Source organism: Prevotella melaninogenica (assembly GCF_018127925.1).
Classification (GTDB): domain Bacteria; phylum Bacteroidota; class Bacteroidia; order Bacteroidales; family Bacteroidaceae; genus Prevotella; species Prevotella melaninogenica_C.
This window is the reverse complement of record NZ_CP072347.1, coordinates 956942-977218: the sequence shown is the minus strand read 5'-3', so window position 1 is coordinate 977218 and position 20277 is coordinate 956942. Positions and strand designations below refer to the sequence as shown.

Sequence of the window (20277 nt, the reverse complement as noted above, 5' to 3'; positions counted from 1 at the left end):
ATTCCTCAAGATGAAAACAAGAAGTTCACAACCCGAAAAGATACTACTTGGTATCGATCCTGGCACTAATGTGATGGGATATGGTGTGCTACGTGTCTGTGGAAATAAAGCTGAACTTGTTGTCATGGGTGTCATTGACATGCGCAGGGAGAAAGATGTATATCTCCGATTAGGCAGAATATTTGAACGTGTAACAGGTATTATTGACGAATATTTACCTGATGAAGTAGCCGTCGAAGCTCCTTTCTTTGGAAAGAATGTACAATCAATGCTGAAACTTGGACGTGCGCAAGGTGTTGTTATTGCTGCTGCTATTAACCACGATGTCCCTATTCAAGAATACGCACCATTGAAAATTAAAATGGCTATTACGGGAAATGGCTCAGCCTCTAAGGAACAGGTTGCTGGTATGTTACAAAAGCTACTACATCTACGTGACGATCAAATGCCCCATTTTATGGATGCTACGGATGCTGTTGCAGCAGCTTATTGTCATTTCTTACAGATGAGTCGGCCAGAAACGGATGCTAAACACTATGGATCTTGGAAAGATTTTGTGCACAAAAATGCGGACAGAATAAGATAAACAAAACTCCTCACACAGTTGTATTTATTCATGAATACAGTGATGCAATTAAACCTATAAAACTTCAATAACGTCAAAGATAACAACAAAAACAACACAAGGATTTAAGTATCAAGCGTATGAAAAATAGAATAATAGCTCTTTCATTCCTACTCGTATCTGTACTTACGGTGAATGCCCAGCAGGAGCGTGTATCGAAACAACTATATGCAAGTGCTTACAAGATAGCAACTGACAGTAAAGAAGATGTAAATGTGCGCAAAGCAGCTTCCTTTAAAGTCGACGCAATTACCTATCTTAATACTCGAACATTATCTGCTCTTGTTGATACAACGAAGCAACTTTCTACTAAGGATATTGCTCATCTCAACGCACAACTTGACTCTATGGCTTATTATATGCATGAGTATGTTAATCTCTTTACGAAAGAGTATGCACGTGCTGACAAGCAAAAGAGAAAAGAGCAAATTCTTAAGATATTCCGTGATGCAAGTATTAATCACCCACTCTATAATGACCCTGATAAGAATCTTGTTTTGGTATACTTCAATAGTGAGGACTATCTAACTCAGTTCTCCCTCGATACCGACTGGATTAAAGCATTGGCTGAAGTGAAAAAGAAATTGGCTGAGTAGTATAAATTCAATATTTTAAGATACATAACAATGCAAGACGAACAATTAAGATATTCATTTGAAGACAAATTCAAAGAGGATTTGACTACTTATCTACAAGGGAAACAACTTGTAGATAATATGTTGCCAGATATTACCGACATGGAAGATAAGTGGTTGGGTATTGCTGAGGCTTACTTACCTGATGGTATGCGAGAGTTTGCCAACTATCCTACCGTCTCCCTTGGTTGGATGATGTACATCGGTATGGCAATAACTAAATACTGGGATGAAGACTGGGGGTTGTATAGTAAGGTAGAGAATCTCTACACTTATCTACGCGATCGTATTGATTATGACCACATGGATGACTATATTTGTGAGAAAGTTCTACTTCTTTCTACTGAAGAGCATAAGGACGTTGCTAATATTGTTGCAAAGTGTGCAGCTCGCACTAATAGCCTGCTTCGTCATCTACCTATTGCCCCTGGTAGCAGTGATGCCTTTCATGCCTATGTTGCTGCCCTTCATCAAATGTACTTTATGGGAACAGCTATACAGTTAAAACGTATGGGATACCACATGACAAAGATTTAGTCCCAACCAATCATTAAAACCTGAACATATCTTTTTATTATCAAGCAGACTATATATTCCTGTATTGAATGCCTAGCATACTACACCAAGTTTAAACGGATAATAAACAAAATATTACGAAAGATAAAATATACTTAGATTCTAATAACCGACTGAGAACTATAATTAGGGTGTGCATTATGCGAAGTAATGCACACCCTTTCAAGATATTAATTCTTAACCTTCCAGCACTGGACCAGGGCTATCTTTACCTCCCTCTTTTGGAGAAGGGCTAGGACTGGGGCTCTTTCTCCTTGCTGGATTGTCCACCGAAACTTCTGCGGCTCGTACAGCCTCGCGCATCTTAGCCTTAGGCGTAAAGACAATCTTAGGTGTCTTAAGCGTGGCAGCCGTAACCTCTTTCTCCGTGTCCATCATCTTTGGTGGGAAGTAAACACGAAGCGAACCAAGATCGCCGAGGTCAATACTTGCGCCCATCTTCAGCGAACGGCACGCCATCTTGCCCAGTGTGATAAGCGTGTTCATCACGTCACCGCGCGAGAGCGAAGTCTCGTCCATAATCATATCGCACAGCGAGTCTAGTGTCAGGTGCTGATTACTCTTAGCCACGGCATAATACACCGTCTGCCCCTTCTTCTTTCCGATTGTTTGTTTCTTTGATTTAACTTCAAATTCTACCATAGCATTATACTTTTAAATGGTTTGTAATATATTGATAAAACTAACTCTTTCAATGGTATTCTATACTCAATTTCAAGGGTGTTTAACACTGTCGTCTAAGGGTGTTTAACACTGTTGACCAAGGGTGTTTAACACCCTTGATTATAGGTATTAAACACCCTTGAAATTCATTGTAATAGCAGAACTACGTTTCCGATTTTCTTTTTAATTCCAACCGCCTTACGACGGTCGTAAGGTGTCGCCTTTTCAAAGGGCGACACCTGTAAAAGACAATCGCAAGGATCACTCAAATGGCTGTACCCTAAATCCGAGGTCGCGATTGAAATAATCCACGAGGACGAAACCACTATAAACACGCTGATAGTATGCGCTGTTGCTGACCGACGGATTAGTACTAGATGACCAATAGCTGCCGTAGATGCCAAGGTAGTTTAGCTGTCCCCATTGATAATACCCCAAAGTGGGCATGTAAAAGTATTTATTTGCATCAGTAGCAAGGGGAAGTGTCTGGGATGCAGCCCAGCTATTGCTGTTACCGCTTGTTCGCCAATCGGTTCCATCAGGAGCACTGTTAGCGTTGAATCCACTAATATATACTTTCTTCTTAAACCACATACCTCCTTTATATAAGTGACCCATAGTTGTCCATAATTCGTCTTTATCCCAACAAGGATCACCCTTTACCGCATACCAAACCATCTCGTTCACGTTGGGAAGACTTGTACAAGAGAAGGTAGCTTGGAATGCACCGCTACCCTCGTGGTAATAACCTAGATCACTGTTACTTTTAGGGTAGTCGTTACTATTATTATAAGGGATGGTTGGCTGGCTACCACCTAAGTTCCACTCATGCCCCTTCCAATATTGTTCCTGTGCATCCCACATATAATAATGGTTGCCGTCATAGTTATGAGGATCAAGATTAGCTGTTACATCATGAATTGAACCAGCCGTACAGTTTAACGTAACTATCTTTGAGACTGTTCCCTCTATTGTTCCATTTGGATTATCAGTTGTATTGCGAAGCCAGTAACGAATGCGGAAAGTATGTGTACCGGGAGCAATGACTGCATAGGTAGCATTCTTGCTCATATCATCAGCAGAATTGTCTATTGCAAAGCCTGAACCTGTGGTTACGGTAATCGTTTTTGAACCACCAGAAGCAAGGGTAAGTGTACCGTTAGCCGCTATGTCGTAAATCCCTGCTATATCGTCGTCACTCATAATTTCAATCTTAATCAGCTTACTACGATTTACGTATGGATTGCTTGAGCGAGGGATAAAGCAAAGATAAGCTGCCTTGTGGTCAAGGGAAAAACTATAATCACTGCCAACCTTGCTCGCTGTGGCGATTCCGCAATCTCCTGATTCGCCTGCATGATCAAAGTTGTTTGGGGCAGACTGTGTTTGTGCAGCCTTAATCTCTACCTGTGTTTGCGTTCCTACAACCGCCTTGTTTGTATATAGAATGCCGTGTGAAGCACCCGTATATGTACCTGAAAGAGCAAACTTGGCAAATGATGGATTAGCTGCAGAAGGGATAGTCGTCGTTGTACTTTGCTGCCAGTTTCCCCCATCGTCTTTTACCCATATCTTGTCCGTGCTGCTCCAATTTACAGAAGCACCTGCGCCTTTTGTATGGTTGAGAATTGCTGTACGCGTTATAGCATCTGGCTGAGAAGTGCCAGTAAAGACGGTTGCCTCAGCAGGGATCTCATTATTCTTCTGTTTTTCTCCCTGTGCAATATCATCATTGGCACAACTGGCAGCAAACAATAAAGCTGCGAAGCCATAACACATGCCTCGCATTACTGAACCTATAGTTGTTCTTTTCATAAACTTATTCATTTTCTTTTTCCTTACTAATAAATCTTACTCCGTTTCAGTGTCACTCCAAGAAGTACCATTCTGGTCTTCCTCTTCACTGCTAAAAAAATTACGCTTTGCATCACCCACAGTTGTGCCTGGGTTAATCTTTCCTGCATTACCACTAGCATTAACTAATAGGGCTTCTGTCTCCGTGCAAATAATGTTGCACTGGGGTCTTTGATAAATCTTTCTTTCAATTACTCTCATTTCATTTAATTTTAAGGGATACGCTGTCAGCACATCCTGTTTTTATTACCTTATTGATTAAAATAGATATTATTTTGTTCTTATTTTGCCTTTTGAACAGCTCATAAATGGACACGAAAAAGCGAACAAAGGAAACTCCTAGAGGTCCTTTGTTTACAAGGGTTACGCCACGCTTCGCGCGCGCGTAGGCTGGAAGAAAAAACGGATGATTAAACGCTAGTAGCGCCTGTGTGTGTGTGTGTTAGCAAAATATCTGAAACTACCAAATATAAAGCACTAAAAAAGGCAAAGAAACAAACATTTCTTTGCTGTGCTGGATTCATCTGATATGTTATTGCTAATTGTTTCACGGGCGCAAAGGTAAAAAGAAAAAGTGAAATAAAAGAATAAATAAAAAGAAAAAAACAAATCTCACTCTAACTAGATATATCTATATTGTAGATAAATAAAGGAATGTAGAGGTTGCTATCAATTTTTATCGAACAGTAATCATTTAAGATGATATTCCAAAAATAGGGATACATATTTGTGTATCCCTATTCTCTTATATCTTAATAATGTCAAAAAATATGTATTTACACTTTAGAAGTACTCTTCTTGTATACCATTAACATTGATAGTGTCAGCCGTCTCACAAGGATTAAACTTAGCTGGAATAGCAAACTTAGTACCTTGATTATATCCTAACCGTTTGTCAGCATAAACACGCTGCATAAAGTAAGCCCATACAGGCAAGGCAGTTGTAGCACCTTGACCCATTGATGTGTGGTCGAAGTGGATATCACGATCCTCACCACCTACCCAGCAACCGCTGACAAGTTCTGGTGTAATACCCATAAACCAACCATCCGAGTTATTATTTGTTGTACCCGTCTTTCCACCAATATCAGCTGTTAGGTGATAAGCATAACGCAAACGACTACCTGTACCGCCTTGAATAACAGCACGCAACATATCAATCATTTGATAAGAACTTACCTCTGAAATAACCTCTGTCATCAATGGTTGGAACTTAGCAATGACGTTACCATGGCTATCTTCAATCTTTGTTACAAAGAGTGGAGCACAACGAATACCACCATTAGCAAAAGTTGTATAGGCACTTGCCATCTCACCAACAGAAGCCTCACAAGGTCCAAGACATAACACCGGACTTGTATTCTTATCAATATCAGGATTGTTCAATCCAAAGTCATGTAGAATATTTACAAACTGAGACGGACCGAGAAGATTAATCAAATATGCAGAAATCCAGTTGTTAGACTGTTGTAAAGCCCAGCGCAAAGGGACCTCTTGACCATAACGAGCACGTGAACCATTGCGAGGAGTCCATCCACCATAAGTGCGCTGTACGTTTGGAGCAAGAGTACAAGGAGTCATACCATTCTGCATTGCAAGTGCATAAAGGAATGGTTTTATAGTTGAACCAACTTGACGACGACCACCCATCACAACATCATACTTGAAATGTTGATAATCAATACCACCAACATAAGCCTTAACAGCGCCCGTATGTGGGTCCATACTAACAAAGGCTGAACGGAGGAATGACTTATAGTAACGTATTGAGTCGATTGGCGTCATCACCGTATCAATATCACCATGGTATGTAAAGAGTGTCATCTCATGTGGAGTACGGAAACTACGTCTAATCTCATCAGGTTTAGCTCCCTGCTCTTTCAAACGCTGATAGCGTAGTGTCTGGCGACAGGAGCGATTCAATATCTCTTTAATCGTACGACGTGATATATTAGATGAGAATGGAGCATTCTTCTTATAATGCATAGCCTGATTGAACTGTGACTGTAAGTATCCACCTACATGCTTACGCACAGACTCTTCAGCATACTGCTGCATACGTGTATCAATTGTCGTGTAGATACGTAAACCATCAGTATTCACATCATAAGGCTCACCATTACGCTTCGTATTCTTATTACACCAGCCATAAAGTGGATCCTGCTCCCATGCAATTGAATCAAGAACAAACTGACGATTCTGCCATGACTGATAATTCTCACGCTCCGGTTTCTTTGCCATCATGTATTGACGAAGGAATGCTTGGAAATAGTCACCTGCGCCATTCACTGGCTTTGACTTCGTAAAATGAAGTCCTAAAGGACGCTGTGACAATTCTTTATATTCATCTTTCGTTACATAGCCAGACTTAACCATCTGCATTAAAACAACGTTGCGACGTTGCAAACAACGCTCTGGATGACGAAGAGGATTGAACATTGATGGGTTCTTGCAAAGTCCTACTAACATAGCAGACTCAGTCACCGTCAACTTACGTGGTTCCTTATTGAAATAGACGTTAGCAGCTCGCTTGATACCAACAGCATTATGAAGAAAATCAAAATAATTGAAATACATAGCAAGTATCTCTTCCTTCGTGAAATAACGTTCCAACTTCACTGCAATAATCCACTCAATAGGCTTCTGCAAAAGACGTTCTACTGTGCTGTGTGCCTTCTCAGAGAAAAGCTGTTTAGCAAGCTGCTGTGTGATTGTAGAACCACCTCCAGCACTTGCCTGTCCCATCACACCACGCTTCACAACAGCACGTCCAAGGGCTATAAAGTCAATACCTGAATGTTCATAGAAGCGTTCATCTTCTGTCGCAACAAGGGCATGAACAAGGTGTGGCGACAGTCCATTATAGTCGATTGCCACACGATTATTGTTATCCGCGTTCCAAGTACCGATAAGTTGCTGGTCTGAAGAATAGACTTGCGAAGCAAACTTATCTATAGGGTTAGACAATTCATCCATATCAGGCATGTACCCTACCCATCCGTTCCATACAGAGATGAAGAATACGAAGACCAAGCCCAAGATGGCAAGAAGTGACCCCCAGAGGAAATGTACAAAGTGTCTTCTCATAATTGTGAAAATATTATGCAAAGATAATGTAAATCAATGGATAAGCAAAATAAATAGATATTTTTTTGTTATAGGTGGATATTTCCCTTTCTATAGTTCGTTGATTAGAAAATAATAATGTACCTTTACCAACAGAAAAGAACTAAAACATCACAAAACAAATATGGAAAAGCATAACTTTGTGAATATCCAAGGGTTAGATCGTGAGCAACTACTCTATCTTATTGAAATGGCTCAAGAGTTTGAGAAACATCCAAACCGTGAGCTACTTAAAGGTAAGGTTATCGCAACACTCTTCTATGAGCCTTCTACACGTACCCGACTTAGTTTTGAAACAGCGGCTAACCGACTCGGTGCACGTGTTATTGGCTTTACCGATGCAAAGGTTTCAAGTGTCAGCAAGGGTGAAACACTTAAAGACACCATCCTCATGGTCTCTAATTATGCCGATGCAATTGTTATGCGACATTACATAGAAGGTGCAGCACAATATGCTTCTGAAGTGGCTCCAGTACCTATCATTAATGCTGGCGACGGAGCACATCAACATCCTTCACAATGCTTGCTTGACCTTTATACGATTAATCAGACACAAGGAACATTAGAGAACTTAAACATCTACCTTGTTGGTGATCTTAAATACGGCAGAACGGTTCATTCTCTTCTTATGGCTATGCGCCATTTCAACCCAACGTTTCACTTTATCGCGCCAAAGGAACTTGCTATGCCAGAGGAGTATAAGGTATATTGTCGTGAACATAACATCCACTTCGAAGAGCATGAGGATTTCACGCCAGAAGTGATTGCTAACGCGGATATTATCTATATGACACGCGTACAGAAAGAACGCTTCTCTGACTTAATGGAATATGAACGTGTAAAGAATGTTTATATTCTTCGTCGTGATATGCTCTCATTGGCTCGTCCAAACATGAAGATTCTTCATCCGCTGCCACGTGTGAACGAGATTGCATACGATGTTGATGATAGTCCACACGCTTACTACATAGAGCAGGCTCGCAATGGTCTTTTTGCGCGTGAAGCTATTTTCTGTCATTGTCTTGGTATATCTATGGAGGAGGTAAAAAACGATAAGACAATTTTGGAATAATAACTTTATCATTTTTACGATTATGAGTATATTAAAAAAGAGTACGTTTGCCGCTTTGCTACTGATAGTTTTGACCACCCTATTCAGCTGCGAACTAAACTCTGAAGATGGTCGTTGGGATCCTATGAAGTGGACTTCGAACCGCCCAGGAGACCCGAGAAAGATTACTGCTACAGCAGAAGGTGGAACTTATCAATTAAAATGTACCAACTATGGGGGACCATGGATTAGTAGCGTGACAGATGCTGACACTGTCATCTATGCCGGTAGTAAAGAGCAAGATTTTCGTCATATTAAATATGATTGGTACGATGTATTAGCAAAAGAGAATACTTTTTATATTACTCTTCTGCCCAACTCAACTGGTAAAGAACGTAAACTATCTATCGTTGTGACAGCTGGCGACGTCTTCGATCATGTAGAAGTAACACAGAAATAGATGCAATATACTCATAATATCTATATAACTATATCCATTTAATGAGCATGAATAAACTTAAGAATGTAACATTTGCAACATTGTTGCTGGTTCTTTTAACCACCCAATTCAGTTGTAGCAAGAATACGATTGATGATATCCACAGAACAACTTTTAAGTGGACTTCAGACTACACTGGTGACCCAAGGAATATAACAGTTCCTGCTGAAGGAGGAACCTACAAGTTGGTATGTACCAACTACCAAACTCTGCGATTTGCAAGAAAGACTGTTGATGATTCATCAGTAATATATGGAGAAGAGGTAATCAGTACTGGCATTGTTGGAAAATGGTTCACAGCAGAATTAACAGGCAATACACTCACAATTACCATCACCCCCAACACCACGGGTAAAATACGTAAGCTAATCTTTGGGATAAGAGCAGACGATGCCGTAGATAGAGTGAAAATCACCCAAGAAAAATAAAATACATACTCACAATGCCTATGAGTGAACAAAGAAAACTGCCCACAAATACCCTGTCAGGCATTCCTTCATATCAAGGAGACGGAGTGAGGCTCATATCATTATGTCAAAGAAAGAACGTCTGGTAGCTGCTATTGAGAGCGGCACCGTTATAGATCATATTCCAGCAGAGAAGACTTTTCAGGTTGTGAACCTATTACAGCTCCAGAAGCTCTCCACACCTGTCACTATTGGTTTCAACTTCTCATCGAAGATGGTAGGCACAAAGGGAATCATCAAGGTGAGCGATAAGTTCTTTACCGATGATGAAATTTCTCGTTTGTCGGTCGTGGCACCGAACGTGGTGTTGAACATCATTAATGACTATGAAGTGGTAGAGAAGAAGAAGGTTGTGACACCGGATGAGCTTCGGAGCATTGTAAGATGCAATAACCCAAAGTGTATCACTAATAATGAACCAATGGATACTATCTTCCATGTTGTCGATAAGGAGCATGGTATTCTTAAATGTCATTACTGCGACAAAGAGCAGGAAATGGAGAAGGTTGAACTTGTATAGGTTGCAAGTTGGTGAGTAAACAGGTTTACAAGTAGACAAGTTGCTTGTTTCGAGGGAGACGGATTGATAAGTTAAACAACTATATATTAGTAATTTAATTGGTATAATTAAAGTTTATTATAACCATATATTTTATAAGTTATAGACTTGTTTGTTCTCCTCAAATACGCTCTCTTCCAAATTATTTTCATGAAAAAAAATATTTATTTACGTGAACAGAAATATTTTTTTTCATGAAAATAAATATTTCTCCTTATGAAGATAAATTAAGACTAACTTAGTATAAGTACTAAGTGAATACTGTTACACGTTTTATTAACCTACAAATCATTGCATAACAAATAGGTTTTCTCATTTTTTTTTCGTACATTTGCAAGCATAGTATAAGGAGGAATTCCATTCATTCGTAGACAAGTAATAGAATCTTGATGGATAATAAGAATGCAACTTTAGAGTTAGGCACAAAACCTGTTGGTAAATTGTTGGCACAATATGCGTTCCCAGCAATTATTGCTATGATAGCAGCCTCACTCTATAACATAGTAGACCGAATATTCATTGGTCAGATCGTAGGACCAATGGCTATATCTGGTTTAGCTATTACTTTCCCTTTTATCAACCTTGGTGTAGCCTTTGGTGCAGCAGTAGGAATAGGAGCCTCTACGTCTATCAGTGTGAAATTAGGTCAGCGTGACTATGACACAGCAGAGAATATACTTGGTAATACAGTAACGCTTAATCTGATTATAGGAAGTGCATTTGGTATTATCTGCCTTATCTTTCTTGACCCCATCTTACGATTCTTTGGTGCAAGTGATGCTACAATCCCCTATGCCCACAGTTTTATGGAGGTTATTTTGGCGGGAAATATCATCTCTCACATGTACTTTGGAATGAATGCAGTACTTCGTGCAGCATCAAAACCTCGACAGGCAATGATGGCTACGATTTTCACAGTCTTGATGAATATAGTTTTAGACTTTATCTTTATCAGACTTTGGGGATGGGGAATTCGTGGTGCAGCTTTCGCAACTGTTTTATCACAAGCATTAGCTCTTTGCTGGCAGATGAAGCAGTTTACTAACAAAGATGAGATATTACATCTAAAGCGGGGGATCTATCGTCTTAAAAGACATTTGGTAGAAAACATCATCTCTATTGGTATTTCTCCATTCTTGATGAATGTTTGTGCTTGTATTGTGGTTATCTTTATGAATAATCAACTTGTCAGATACGGTGGTGATATGGCTGTTGGAGCATTCGGCATAGCTTATAGTGTGGCTATGATTTTTGTAATGTTTGTCATCGGATTAGACCAAGGTATGCAGCCTATTGCAGGATATAACTATGGTTCACAGCAGACTGATAGGCTTATGCGTGTATTGAAACTTACTATCTTTGCTGCAACAGGGATAATGGTTACAGGTTGGCTAATTGCCCATTTAGCTCCATATTACTGTGCACGTATGTTCACAAAGGACCCAGAATTAATTCGCCAAGCAATTAAGGCTATTCAAATAAACATGATGATGTATCCTGTCGTGGGATTTCAGATGGTTGTAACAAACTTCTTTCAGTGTATTGGTAAAGTAAAGATAAGCATTTTCTTATCCCTATCTCGCCAATTACTATTCTTAATTCCACTACTTGTAATCCTACCACATTTCTTCAACTTAAATGGTGTTTGGGCATCATTGCCTTCAAGTGACTTCTTGGCATCATTAGTTGCAGCTATCATTATGATGGCTTATATGCGTCGGTTGAAAAGACAAAGTGTGAACAATCAAAACTTAAATTCATAAATAAAGAATCTAAATATGGAAAAGGAACTAATCATAAACGTTGGTCGTCAGATAGGCAGTGGTGGTCATATTATCGCCAAGATGCTTGCTGAAGAATTCGATTGCCAATACTATGACCGAGAGATTCTTAACATTGCAGCTAAGGAAAGTGGGTTTTCAGAGAAGTTCTTTGAGCAAAACGACGAGCAAAAAGGATTTATGAAAGGGCACTTTCATATACACCTTCCTCTCTTAGGTGACAATGACTTTTATAAGAGTAATTTTTCACAAGAAAGTCTTTATCAGTTCCAAAGCGATGCCATTCGTGAAGTAGCAAAGCAGAACCCACGCTGTGTGTTTGTTGGTAGAACAGCAGATTACGTATTACGTGATAATCCAAACACCATCAATATCTTTATAACAGCATCAATGGACACTCGTATTGCTAATGTATGTGAGCGACGTGGATGCTCTAAAGAAGAAGCTCGTAAGTTTATTGAAAATGGAGAAAGCGAGCGTGCCAAATACTATAACTATTACACAACAAAGGTTTGGGGGCATGCTGAAAGTTATGACCTTTGCATTGATGCAAGTATACTTGGCTTAGAAAAAACAAAGGATCTGATAGCAGATTTTATCAAAAGGAAAAGTCTTTAATGAAACGAATTGGTATAATCTCTGATACTCATGGCTACTGGGATGATAAATACAAATACTATCTTGGGGAATGTGATGAGATTTGGCATGCTGGTGATATAGGATCATTAGAAGTTGCAGATAAGTTTGAGTCAATGAAACCCATCTTTCGCGCTGTATGTGGGAATATAGATGATTACACTATGCACAACCGATATCGGGAAATTCTGCGCTTTAAGTGCGAGGATGTTGACGTGCTACTTAAACATATTGGAGGTTATCCTGGACGTTATGACCGTTCAGTACAGAGTATGCTCTATGCTTCTCCACCCAACCTTTTTGTTGATGGACATTCACATATCCTCAAAATACAATTCGACAAGACACTAAACCTACTTCATATCAATCCTGGTGCAGCTGGTCTTCGCGGATGGCATAAAGAAAGAACTTTAGTGAGATTAACCATCGAAGGTGATAAATTTACTGATTGCGAGGTTATAACATTAGGAAATAAATAAATTTGAATTGTAAAAGAACTATATTAAGATTCGATTACAATCAAAGACTATTAAAACTTACCCAAAAGAATAACAAACATGTTAAATAACACAGATATGAAAACTTATTTAGTAACTGGTGCTGCCGGTTTTATCGGAGCAAACTACATTAAGTATTTACTTCATAAGAAGTATGTGAATGAAGATATTAAGGTTATTGTCCTCGATGCACTTACATACGCAGGTAACCTCGGTACTATTAAAGATGATATCGACGATAAGCGTTGCATCTTTGTAAAGGGTGACATCCGCGATCGTGAGCTTGTAGACCAACTCTTTGCAAAATATGACATTGACTATCTCGTAAACTTTGCAGCTGAAAGTCATGTTGACCGTTCAATTGAAGACCCACAGTTGTTTCTTTCTGTAAACATTCTTGGTACACAGAACCTTATGGATGCTGCACGTCGTGCATGGGTGACAGGTAAGGACGAGCAGGGTTATCCTACATGGAAGGAAGGCAAGCGTTATCATCAGGTATCAACAGACGAGGTGTATGGTTCATTGGGAGCAGAAGGCTACTTTACAGAGGAGACTCCACTCTGCCCACATAGCCCATATTCTGCCAGCAAGACAAGTGCTGACCATTTTGTAATGGCTTATCACGACACTTATCATATGCCTATCAGTATTACACGTTGTTCAAACAACTATGGTCCTTACCACTTCCCAGAGAAATTGATTCCATTAATTATCAATAATATCCTCGAGGGAAAGAAACTCCCAGTATATGGTGAGGGTTTGAATGTACGCGACTGGCTTTATGTAGAGGATCATTGTAAGGCTATTGATATGGTTGTACGTGAAGGTCGTGTAGGTGAAGTTTACAATGTTGGTGGACATAATGAAATGAAGAATATCGACATCGTTAAACTCACAATAAAGACTATCCATGACATGATGGCAGAGGATAAGAACCTCCGTACTATCCTCAAGAAGCAGGTCAAAGACTCAAATGGTGACATTGATATCAGCTGGATTAATGAAGAGTTAATCACACATGTTCCAGACCGTCTTGGTCATGATGCACGTTATGCCATTGATCCAACAAAGATAAAGAATGAGTTAGGTTGGTATCCTGAAACAATGTTTGCTGACGGTATTGTAAAAACTATCCGTTGGAACTTAGAGCATCAAGACTGGATTCAAGAGGTTACTTCTGGAGATTACCAAAAGTACTATGACATGATGTACACAAAAAAAGGAAGATAATAAATCTACTAAAATATAATCTCACACCCTCGTCTAACTCTTCATTATACGGCGAGGGTGTAAAACCTTCTCACAAACAAAAGATAGACAACACATCTTCAAATGAAAAAAATCTTGTTATTAGGCTCAGGCGAACTGGGCAAAGAGTTCGTTATAGCAGCTAAACGCGCTGGACAATATGTCATTGCTTGCGATAGTTATGAGAATGCACCAGCCATGCAGGTAGCTGATGAGTCTGAAGTAATAGATATGCTTGATGGTACAGCCCTTGATGCTATTGTAGATAAGCACAAACCAGACTTGATTATTCCTGAGATTGAAGCAATCAGAACTGAACGTTTGTTTGATTATGAAGAACGTGGAATACAAGTTGCTCCATCAGCACGCGCAGTAAATTTCACCATGAATCGTCGTGCCATACGCGACCTTGCAGCACGTGACTTGGGTTTAAGAACAGCCAAATACTTCTATGCAAAGACATATGATGAGTTCAAAGCTGCAGCTGACGAGATTGGTTTCCCATGTGTTGTTAAGCCTTTAATGAGTTCAAGTGGACACGGTCAGAGCTATGTTCACAATGATGAAGAACTTGAAGAAGCTTTTCATAATGCTATGGATGGCGCACGTGGCGATGTAAAAGAAGTTATTATTGAAGAGTTTATTGAGTTTGAAAGTGAGTTTACGCTACTTACAGTGACACAGAAGAATGGTCCTACCCTCTTCTGTCCACCTATTGGACACATACAGAAAGGTGGTGATTATCGTGAAAGCTGGCAACCATACACTATCTCTGAAGAATCATTACGACAGGCAGAACATATTGCCAATGAAGTAACACGCGCACTAACCGGATATGGTATCTGGGGAGTCGAGTTCTTCTTAACAAAGAAGGGAGAAGTAATCTTCTCAGAATTATCACCTCGTCCACATGATACAGGTATGGTCACATTGACACATACGACTAACTTCAGCGAATTTGAACTTCATTTCCGTGCTGTAATGGGACTCCCAATCCCTGCTATCCACCTTGAACATGCAGGTTGTTCTGCTGTAATTCTTTCTCCTATTGAGACTGACAAACCTTTATCATACAACCTATTAGATGCTTGCAACGAAGATAGAACACGCTTACGTATCTTCGGTAAACCAATTGCTCACGTGGGTCGTCGTATGGGTGTAGCACTCTGTTATGGAGAAGTAGGAACAGATATGGATGCACTTCGTGATAAGACTAAGCGTGTCGCAGCAACCGTGTTGGGTACAGATCCCTATATGAAGAAATAAAGACTGAATAGTCTAAAGGCTGTAAGAATGGAAAAAACAGAAGCTTCAATAGGAAAGATTATCTCCTTACAAAAGATGGTGGACCCACGTGGTAACCTCTCTATTGCTGAGGGAATGAAGGATATTCCTTTCAACATTTCTCGTGTTTATTGGACATACGATGTACCTTTAGGTGCTTGCCGTGGTGGTCATGCCCATAAACATTGCCGAGAATTCATCATTGCTGTTAGCGGTTCCTTCACGGTTACCCTCGATAATGGACGTGATAAGCAATCTTTTCTCTTGAATCATCCTTATCAAGGACTCTTAGTTGAGACTGATACATGGCGTACACTCGATGATTTTTCATCAGGAGCCGTATGCCTTGTTTTGGCAGAAGATTCTTTTGAAGAGAATGATTATATCCGTGAATACACAGAGTTTCTTAACTATAAGTGTTCTAAGAAAGGATAAAAGTAAAACCATAGATTAGATATAAAAGGATAAAAGAAGACCCTTCAGACTATCTTCTTTTATGCAATCCTAAAATATAATGTTTGAAGTAAAGCAATACACGCAAGAACAAGCACAAGCGTGGAACGGGTTTATTGAGGATTCACGACAAGGAACATTCCTCTTCAATCGTTCTTATATGGATTATCATGCCGATAGATTTCAGGATACTTCGCTGATGATTTATCGAAAAGGACAGCTCTATGCACTCTTACCTGCTAATCGTTTAGGCGACACACTTTACTCTCATCAAGGATTAACTTACGGTGGACTTATAACAAAGAAACAGGCTACTACAGCAGAGATTTGCGAAGTATTCATAAAGATTAATGAATATCTTAACCATTCTGGAGTACAAAGAGTTATCTATAAACCTACGCCATGGATATACCATTGTTATCCTGCCGAGGAAGATCTCTATGCACTAACATTTATTTGTCATGCACAACTAACGGCTCGTGACATATCAAGTACTATTCCTTTCGATTCACGTATAAAGTTCAATGAGAGTCGTCGAAGTGGAGTTAGGAAGGCCAAACGTGCTGGTGTGACAGTTCGAGAGAGTCAAGACCTTGCAACTTTTTGGGATATTCTCGATAAGAACCTCACCAATAAGTATGCAACTCACCCTGTACACTCCCTTGAAGAGTTAACTTTACTCCACAGTCGGTTCCCTAACTCGATTAGACTATTCATGGCATACAACGACAAAGGGATAGCTATTGGGGGTACTATCATCTACGAAATGCCACGAGTCGTTCATTCTCAGTATATCTCAGCATCTCCAGAAGGGAAAAGGCTTGGGGCTATCGATCTTCTCTTTGACTATATTCTTAATAATGAATATGCCAATCATAAGGGCTTCTTTGACTTTGGTAAAAGCACAGAAGAGGAAGGAAAGATTCTAAACACAACGCTTATTTTCCAAAAAGAAGGCTTTGGAGGACGAGGTGTATGCTATGACTGTTATGAGTGGGAAACAGATACTATCATAGAGTAATATTAAGATTCCGACCATACTCAACCTACTTCATTAAAGAATAAACATGATAAACTATCTCTCACTTCAAAAAATAACAGCATTACATGAATCAGAGATTACTACAGCTGTTAATCAGGTACTACGTTCTGGCTGGTATCTGCAGGGGGAGCATATAGCTTTATTTGAAAATAATTATGCACAATACATTGGTACAAAGTACTGTGTAACATGTGGTAATGGGCTTGATGCACTCTGTCTTATCTTCCGTGCCTATATAGAGTTAGGACTTCTAAAAGAAGGTGATGAGGTTATAGTTCCTGCCAATACATATATAGCAACTATCCTTTCCATCACCGAAAACCACCTTACCCCTATCCTTGTTGAACCCGATATCAACACCTTAGAGATAGATGAGAAACAGATTGAACAAGCTATCACCTCTCGTACACGTGCCATTATGCTTGTACACCTTTATGGAAGATGTGCCTATATGCCTTTCATTGGCGACATTTGTAAACACCATAACCTCTTACTGCTTGAAGATAATGCGCAAGCGCACGGCTGTCACTTTGGTAACAAACGTACAGGAAGCCTTGGAAATGCAGCCGCACATAGTTTTTATCCAGGCAAGAATCTTGGTGCCTTAGGTGATGCTGGAGCTGTAACAACCGATAATGAACAGTTGGCACAGACTATTCGTAGCCTTGCCAACTATGGATCTACACGCAAATATGAGTTTTCCTTCAAGGGAAAGAATAGCCGTATGGATGAAATTCAAGCTGCCGTTCTCAATGTAAAACTCACCTATCTCGATAAAGAAAACCAACGTAGAAAGCAGATTGCTAAAGCATACTTAGAGGGCATTAACAACCCACAAATAACATTGATAAAGGATAATGACAGAGATAATGTTTATCACATATTCCCTATTCTCTGTCCATCTCGTAATCGTTTGCAACAATATCTCAAAGATAATGGTATTGAAACGATGATACACTACCCCATTCCACCACATCAGCAAGAGGCTTATAAGGAATGGAACAAGCAACATTATCCTATTACAGAGTTCATCCATCACCAAGAACTCTCCCTCCCTTGCAATCCGACAATGACTGATGAAGAAGTTTATCAGATTATTGACAGCATCAATATGTATCAATAAAACTAAATCATAACGTATGAGAAAGATAACCTATATCACATCAACATTCGTTGCGCTAATGGCATTACAGGCGCAACCAATCAATGCTGACAATATTAATAAGGTACCGGCAAACCAACTCACCTGTCCAGCAGATGCAGTGACTTTCATCTCGAAACGTCCTAAAGAAACAGAAAGACTTTTCCGCTCAGAAGCTGTTGAGAAGGAAATACAGAATATTATAAAGAAGTTAACCAATAAACGTTTGGCATGGATGTTTGAGAATTGCTTCCCAAACACACTCGATACTACTGTTCACTATGGTGAGGAAGCTGATGGAACACCTGACACTTACGTTTATACTGGTGACATTCCTGCTATGTGGCTTCGCGATTCAGGCGCACAAGTGTGGCCATACGTACAATTAGCAGGAAAGGATAAGAAACTGAAGAAGATGTTAGCTGGTGTTATTAATCGCCAATTTAAATGTATCAACATCGATCCATATGCTAATGCATTCAATCATAAGCCAGACCCAAATGGCCGTTGGATGACCGATGAAACGGATATGAAACCGGAGTTACACGAACGTAAGTTTGAGATTGACTCACTCTGTTACCCTATCCGCCTTGCATATGAATATTGGAAAGTAACAGGCGACAAAAGTGTTTTTGGTCCAGAATGGGTTAAGGCAGTAGAGAACATTCTAAATACTTTCCATGAGCAGCAGAAGAAAGACGGCAGAGGAACCTATAAGTTCTTACGTGTTACCGACCGTGCACTTGACACAATGAACAATGCAGGTTGGGGTGCACCTGTTAAGCCTGTAGGACTGATTGCTTCTGCCTTTCGCCCTTCAGACGATGCGACGACTCTACAATTTCTTGTTCCATCAAACTTTATGGCAGTATCTTCTCTTCGCAAAGCAGCAGAGATTTTAACCAAGGTAAATAAGAATACTGTTCTTGCTACTCAATGTACCGACCTTGCTAATGAGGTAAATGATGCTTTACAGAAGTATGCTGTATACGAACATCCTAAATATGGTAAGATATATGCTTATGAAGTAGATGGCTTTGGCAGCTACTTCTTAATGGATGATGCCAACGTACCAAGTCTGTTAGCTATGCCATATCTTGGTGATGTAAGCGTAGACGACCCAATCTATCAGAACACTCGCCGTTATGTATGGAGTGAGGATAATCCTTATTTCCATCGTGGTAAGGCTGGCGAAGGCATTGGTGGTCCACATATTGGTAACGATATGATATGGCCAATGTCTATCATGATGCGGGCTTTCACATCAAAAGATGATAAGGAAATTCGACAGTGCATTGAAATGTTAATGAATACTGATGCCGGAACAGGCTTTATCCACGAGAGTTTTTATAAGGATGATGCTAACAAATTTACACGTGAGTGGTTTGCATGGCAAAATACTTTATTTGGTGAACTCATCGTTAAGTTAGTAAACGATGGCAAACTTGGTTTGCTCAATAGTATAAAATAGACCCGTAAAGCCACAATTGTAGAGATATTTCAAAAGTTAGAAGATAAATCTTAATATTTATCTTATTTAACATTGTATATTTGGAAATATAACAAGATTTAGATATCTTTGCAACGTGTTTTTCATGGTATTAGATTATTAAGGTTAGAAGATTAGTTGTCGTGAGACAAGTAATCTTTCAGTCCCAGACCAACAGTTTGGGACTTTTTATTTTTAATATACTATGACCTTATTGTCTTAACAAAGGGTCAGTCCTAAAACCCAGTTGCAAGTCTACCCTCTTAAGCACATAATTTCATAAGTATTTATTACCTTTGCATCATGAAGAGTCACCAATTATTACGTTGCATCTTTCCAGATGTACTTGCCGACTACTTTGATGTGGTCGATATTCAAGAGAGTGTTTCTCAGTTTGATTTTTGGCTTGACGAGCGTAATTTTATGGAAAAGTCAGACCATAAGTTAGGCACCGTAAGCAGTTATGGTTTTACCAGCGAGCGTGTTATTCAGGACTTCCCCCTTCGTGGCAAAGCAGTTTACCTCCATGTTCGCCGTCGCAAATGGCGTGACAGTTCCAACGGAGAGATATTTACTTATTCATATGATGATTTGACGGCTGAGGGCAGTAAACTATCCCCCGAGTTCGTTTCTTTTTTAAAAGAATAG

At 39.7% G+C, this 20277-nt stretch carries 21 protein-coding genes; 17 read left to right on the top strand and 4 right to left on the bottom strand.

The annotated features are described in order from the left end of the window. The first annotated feature begins 10 nt into the window (after nucleotides 1-10). The 3 genes from ruvC to J4861_RS03640 all read left to right on the top strand — a co-directional run bounded on the left by ruvC (nucleotide 11) and on the right by J4861_RS03640 (nucleotide 1797). Nucleotides 11-586 carry a crossover junction endodeoxyribonuclease RuvC gene (ruvC, locus tag J4861_RS03650; protein ID WP_211815844.1) on the top strand — a complete coding sequence of 192 codons (576 nt, stop codon included), beginning with the start codon at nucleotides 11-13 and terminating at the stop codon, nucleotides 584-586. A 119-nt stretch (nucleotides 587-705) separates the two neighbouring features. Continuing rightward, entirely contained in the window at nucleotides 706-1221 is a 516-nt protein-coding gene (locus tag J4861_RS03645; protein WP_211815843.1) for a hypothetical protein, read from the top strand. A 30-nt stretch (nucleotides 1222-1251) separates the two neighbouring features. Then, complete coding sequence (locus J4861_RS03640; protein WP_211815842.1) at nucleotides 1252-1797, top strand: hypothetical protein; 546 nt, start codon at nucleotides 1252-1254, stop codon at nucleotides 1795-1797. Between the two features lie 216 nt (nucleotides 1798-2013). On the opposite strand, the gene J4861_RS03635 is transcribed toward J4861_RS03640, so the two are convergent. The 4 genes from J4861_RS03635 to J4861_RS03620 all read right to left on the bottom strand — a co-directional run bounded on the left by J4861_RS03635 (nucleotide 2014) and on the right by J4861_RS03620 (nucleotide 7440). After that, entirely contained in the window at nucleotides 2014-2478 is a 465-nt protein-coding gene (locus J4861_RS03635) for an HU family DNA-binding protein (RefSeq protein ID WP_211815841.1), read from the bottom strand. Nucleotides 2479-2760: 282 nt separating this feature from the next. Beyond that, nucleotides 2761-4326 (bottom strand): hypothetical protein, encoded by a 1566-nt coding sequence (locus tag J4861_RS03630; protein ID WP_211815840.1) that lies wholly within the window; start codon nucleotides 4324-4326, stop codon nucleotides 2761-2763. A gap of 24 nt (nucleotides 4327-4350) precedes the next feature. Further along, on the bottom strand, nucleotides 4351-4554 hold the full coding sequence (locus J4861_RS03625) for a hypothetical protein (RefSeq protein WP_211815839.1): 204 nt from the start codon (nucleotides 4552-4554) through the stop codon (nucleotides 4351-4353). Between the two features lie 582 nt (nucleotides 4555-5136). Next, complete coding sequence (locus J4861_RS03620) at nucleotides 5137-7440, bottom strand: transglycosylase domain-containing protein (protein WP_211815838.1); 2304 nt, start codon at nucleotides 7438-7440, stop codon at nucleotides 5137-5139. Between the two features lie 163 nt (nucleotides 7441-7603). Between J4861_RS03620 and pyrB the strand changes: the two genes are divergently transcribed. The 14 genes from pyrB (at nucleotide 7604) to J4861_RS03550 (ending at nucleotide 20277) form a co-directional block, all read left to right on the top strand. Continuing rightward, the gene (gene pyrB, locus J4861_RS03615) at nucleotides 7604-8551 is read left to right on the top strand and encodes an aspartate carbamoyltransferase (protein ID WP_204865506.1); all 948 of its coding nucleotides are present in this window, start codon (nucleotides 7604-7606) and stop codon (nucleotides 8549-8551) included. Between the two features lie 22 nt (nucleotides 8552-8573). Further along, the gene (locus J4861_RS03610; protein WP_211815837.1) at nucleotides 8574-8990 is read left to right on the top strand and encodes a BACON domain-containing protein; all 417 of its coding nucleotides are present in this window, start codon (nucleotides 8574-8576) and stop codon (nucleotides 8988-8990) included. Nucleotides 8991-9037: 47 nt separating this feature from the next. Next, on the top strand, nucleotides 9038-9457 hold the full coding sequence (locus J4861_RS03605) for a hypothetical protein (RefSeq protein ID WP_249110729.1): 420 nt from the start codon (nucleotides 9038-9040) through the stop codon (nucleotides 9455-9457). Nucleotides 9458-9560: 103 nt separating this feature from the next. Next, nucleotides 9561-10016, top strand: coding sequence for an aspartate carbamoyltransferase regulatory subunit (pyrI, locus tag J4861_RS03600; RefSeq protein WP_013265703.1), 456 nt, complete (start codon nucleotides 9561-9563; stop codon nucleotides 10014-10016). A gap of 428 nt (nucleotides 10017-10444) precedes the next feature. Next, nucleotides 10445-11818 (top strand): MATE family efflux transporter, encoded by a 1374-nt coding sequence (locus J4861_RS03595; RefSeq protein WP_211815835.1) that lies wholly within the window; start codon nucleotides 10445-10447, stop codon nucleotides 11816-11818. Nucleotides 11819-11833: 15 nt separating this feature from the next. Further along, on the top strand, nucleotides 11834-12454 hold the full coding sequence (locus tag J4861_RS03590; RefSeq protein WP_036925089.1) for a cytidylate kinase-like family protein: 621 nt from the start codon (nucleotides 11834-11836) through the stop codon (nucleotides 12452-12454). Next, a complete protein-coding gene (locus J4861_RS03585; protein ID WP_211815834.1) occupies nucleotides 12454-12951 on the top strand; it encodes a metallophosphoesterase family protein in 498 nt (165 codons plus the stop codon). Before J4861_RS03590 ends, J4861_RS03585 begins: the two co-directional genes overlap by 1 nt. Nucleotides 12952-13047: 96 nt before the next feature. Then, entirely contained in the window at nucleotides 13048-14202 is a 1155-nt protein-coding gene (gene rfbB, locus J4861_RS03580) for a dTDP-glucose 4,6-dehydratase (RefSeq protein WP_211815833.1), read from the top strand. Nucleotides 14203-14304: 102 nt separating this feature from the next. Continuing rightward, the gene (gene purT, locus J4861_RS03575; RefSeq protein WP_211815832.1) at nucleotides 14305-15486 is read left to right on the top strand and encodes a formate-dependent phosphoribosylglycinamide formyltransferase; all 1182 of its coding nucleotides are present in this window, start codon (nucleotides 14305-14307) and stop codon (nucleotides 15484-15486) included. A 27-nt stretch (nucleotides 15487-15513) separates the two neighbouring features. After that, nucleotides 15514-15939, top strand: coding sequence for a sugar 3,4-ketoisomerase (locus tag J4861_RS03570; RefSeq protein WP_211815831.1), 426 nt, complete (start codon nucleotides 15514-15516; stop codon nucleotides 15937-15939). Between the two features lie 79 nt (nucleotides 15940-16018). Next, a complete protein-coding gene (locus tag J4861_RS03565) occupies nucleotides 16019-16978 on the top strand; it encodes a GNAT family N-acetyltransferase (protein WP_211815830.1) in 960 nt (319 codons plus the stop codon). A gap of 46 nt (nucleotides 16979-17024) precedes the next feature. Beyond that, nucleotides 17025-18122, top strand: a complete 1098-nt coding sequence (locus J4861_RS03560; protein WP_211815829.1) for a DegT/DnrJ/EryC1/StrS family aminotransferase — start codon at nucleotides 17025-17027, stop codon at nucleotides 18120-18122. Between the two features lie 16 nt (nucleotides 18123-18138). Further along, nucleotides 18139-19611: a glycoside hydrolase family 125 protein gene (locus tag J4861_RS03555; RefSeq protein ID WP_211815828.1), complete on the top strand. Its 1473-nt coding sequence runs from the start codon at nucleotides 18139-18141 to the stop codon at nucleotides 19609-19611. 321 nt (nucleotides 19612-19932) lie between these two features. Continuing rightward, nucleotides 19933-20277: an ISAon1 family transposase N-terminal region protein gene (locus J4861_RS03550; protein WP_211813866.1), complete on the top strand. Its 345-nt coding sequence runs from the start codon at nucleotides 19933-19935 to the stop codon at nucleotides 20275-20277.

What these genes read in the sequence shown, in the direction of transcription:
- purT (WP_211815832.1), top strand. Translation starts at nt 14,305, where the DNA reads ATGAAAAAAATCTTGTTATTAGGCTCAGGCGAACTGGGCAAAGAGTTC.
- J4861_RS03625 (WP_211815839.1), bottom strand. Translation starts at nt 4,554, where the DNA reads ATGAGAGTAATTGAAAGAAAGATTTATCAAAGACCCCAGTGCAACATT.
- J4861_RS03560 (WP_211815829.1), top strand. Translation starts at nt 17,025, where the DNA reads ATGATAAACTATCTCTCACTTCAAAAAATAACAGCATTACATGAATCA.
- J4861_RS03565 (WP_211815830.1), top strand. Translation starts at nt 16,019, where the DNA reads ATGTTTGAAGTAAAGCAATACACGCAAGAACAAGCACAAGCGTGGAAC.
- J4861_RS03645 (WP_211815843.1), top strand. Translation starts at nt 706, where the DNA reads ATGAAAAATAGAATAATAGCTCTTTCATTCCTACTCGTATCTGTACTT.
- J4861_RS03570 (WP_211815831.1), top strand. Translation starts at nt 15,514, where the DNA reads ATGGAAAAAACAGAAGCTTCAATAGGAAAGATTATCTCCTTACAAAAG.
- J4861_RS03595 (WP_211815835.1), top strand. Translation starts at nt 10,445, where the DNA reads ATGGATAATAAGAATGCAACTTTAGAGTTAGGCACAAAACCTGTTGGT.
- J4861_RS03585 (WP_211815834.1), top strand. Translation starts at nt 12,454, where the DNA reads ATGAAACGAATTGGTATAATCTCTGATACTCATGGCTACTGGGATGAT.
- J4861_RS03630 (WP_211815840.1), bottom strand. Translation starts at nt 4,326, where the DNA reads ATGAATAAGTTTATGAAAAGAACAACTATAGGTTCAGTAATGCGAGGC.
- rfbB (WP_211815833.1), top strand. Translation starts at nt 13,048, where the DNA reads ATGAAAACTTATTTAGTAACTGGTGCTGCCGGTTTTATCGGAGCAAAC.
- J4861_RS03635 (WP_211815841.1), bottom strand. Translation starts at nt 2,478, where the DNA reads ATGGTAGAATTTGAAGTTAAATCAAAGAAACAAACAATCGGAAAGAAG.
- J4861_RS03640 (WP_211815842.1), top strand. Translation starts at nt 1,252, where the DNA reads ATGCAAGACGAACAATTAAGATATTCATTTGAAGACAAATTCAAAGAG.
- J4861_RS03550 (WP_211813866.1), top strand. Translation starts at nt 19,933, where the DNA reads ATGAAGAGTCACCAATTATTACGTTGCATCTTTCCAGATGTACTTGCC.
- J4861_RS03610 (WP_211815837.1), top strand. Translation starts at nt 8,574, where the DNA reads ATGAGTATATTAAAAAAGAGTACGTTTGCCGCTTTGCTACTGATAGTT.
- J4861_RS03605 (WP_249110729.1), top strand. Translation starts at nt 9,038, where the DNA reads ATGAATAAACTTAAGAATGTAACATTTGCAACATTGTTGCTGGTTCTT.
- J4861_RS03620 (WP_211815838.1), bottom strand. Translation starts at nt 7,440, where the DNA reads ATGAGAAGACACTTTGTACATTTCCTCTGGGGGTCACTTCTTGCCATC.
- ruvC (WP_211815844.1), top strand. Translation starts at nt 11, where the DNA reads ATGAAAACAAGAAGTTCACAACCCGAAAAGATACTACTTGGTATCGAT.
- J4861_RS03555 (WP_211815828.1), top strand. Translation starts at nt 18,139, where the DNA reads ATGAGAAAGATAACCTATATCACATCAACATTCGTTGCGCTAATGGCA.
- pyrI (WP_013265703.1), top strand. Translation starts at nt 9,561, where the DNA reads ATGTCAAAGAAAGAACGTCTGGTAGCTGCTATTGAGAGCGGCACCGTT.
- pyrB (WP_204865506.1), top strand. Translation starts at nt 7,604, where the DNA reads ATGGAAAAGCATAACTTTGTGAATATCCAAGGGTTAGATCGTGAGCAA.
- J4861_RS03590 (WP_036925089.1), top strand. Translation starts at nt 11,834, where the DNA reads ATGGAAAAGGAACTAATCATAAACGTTGGTCGTCAGATAGGCAGTGGT.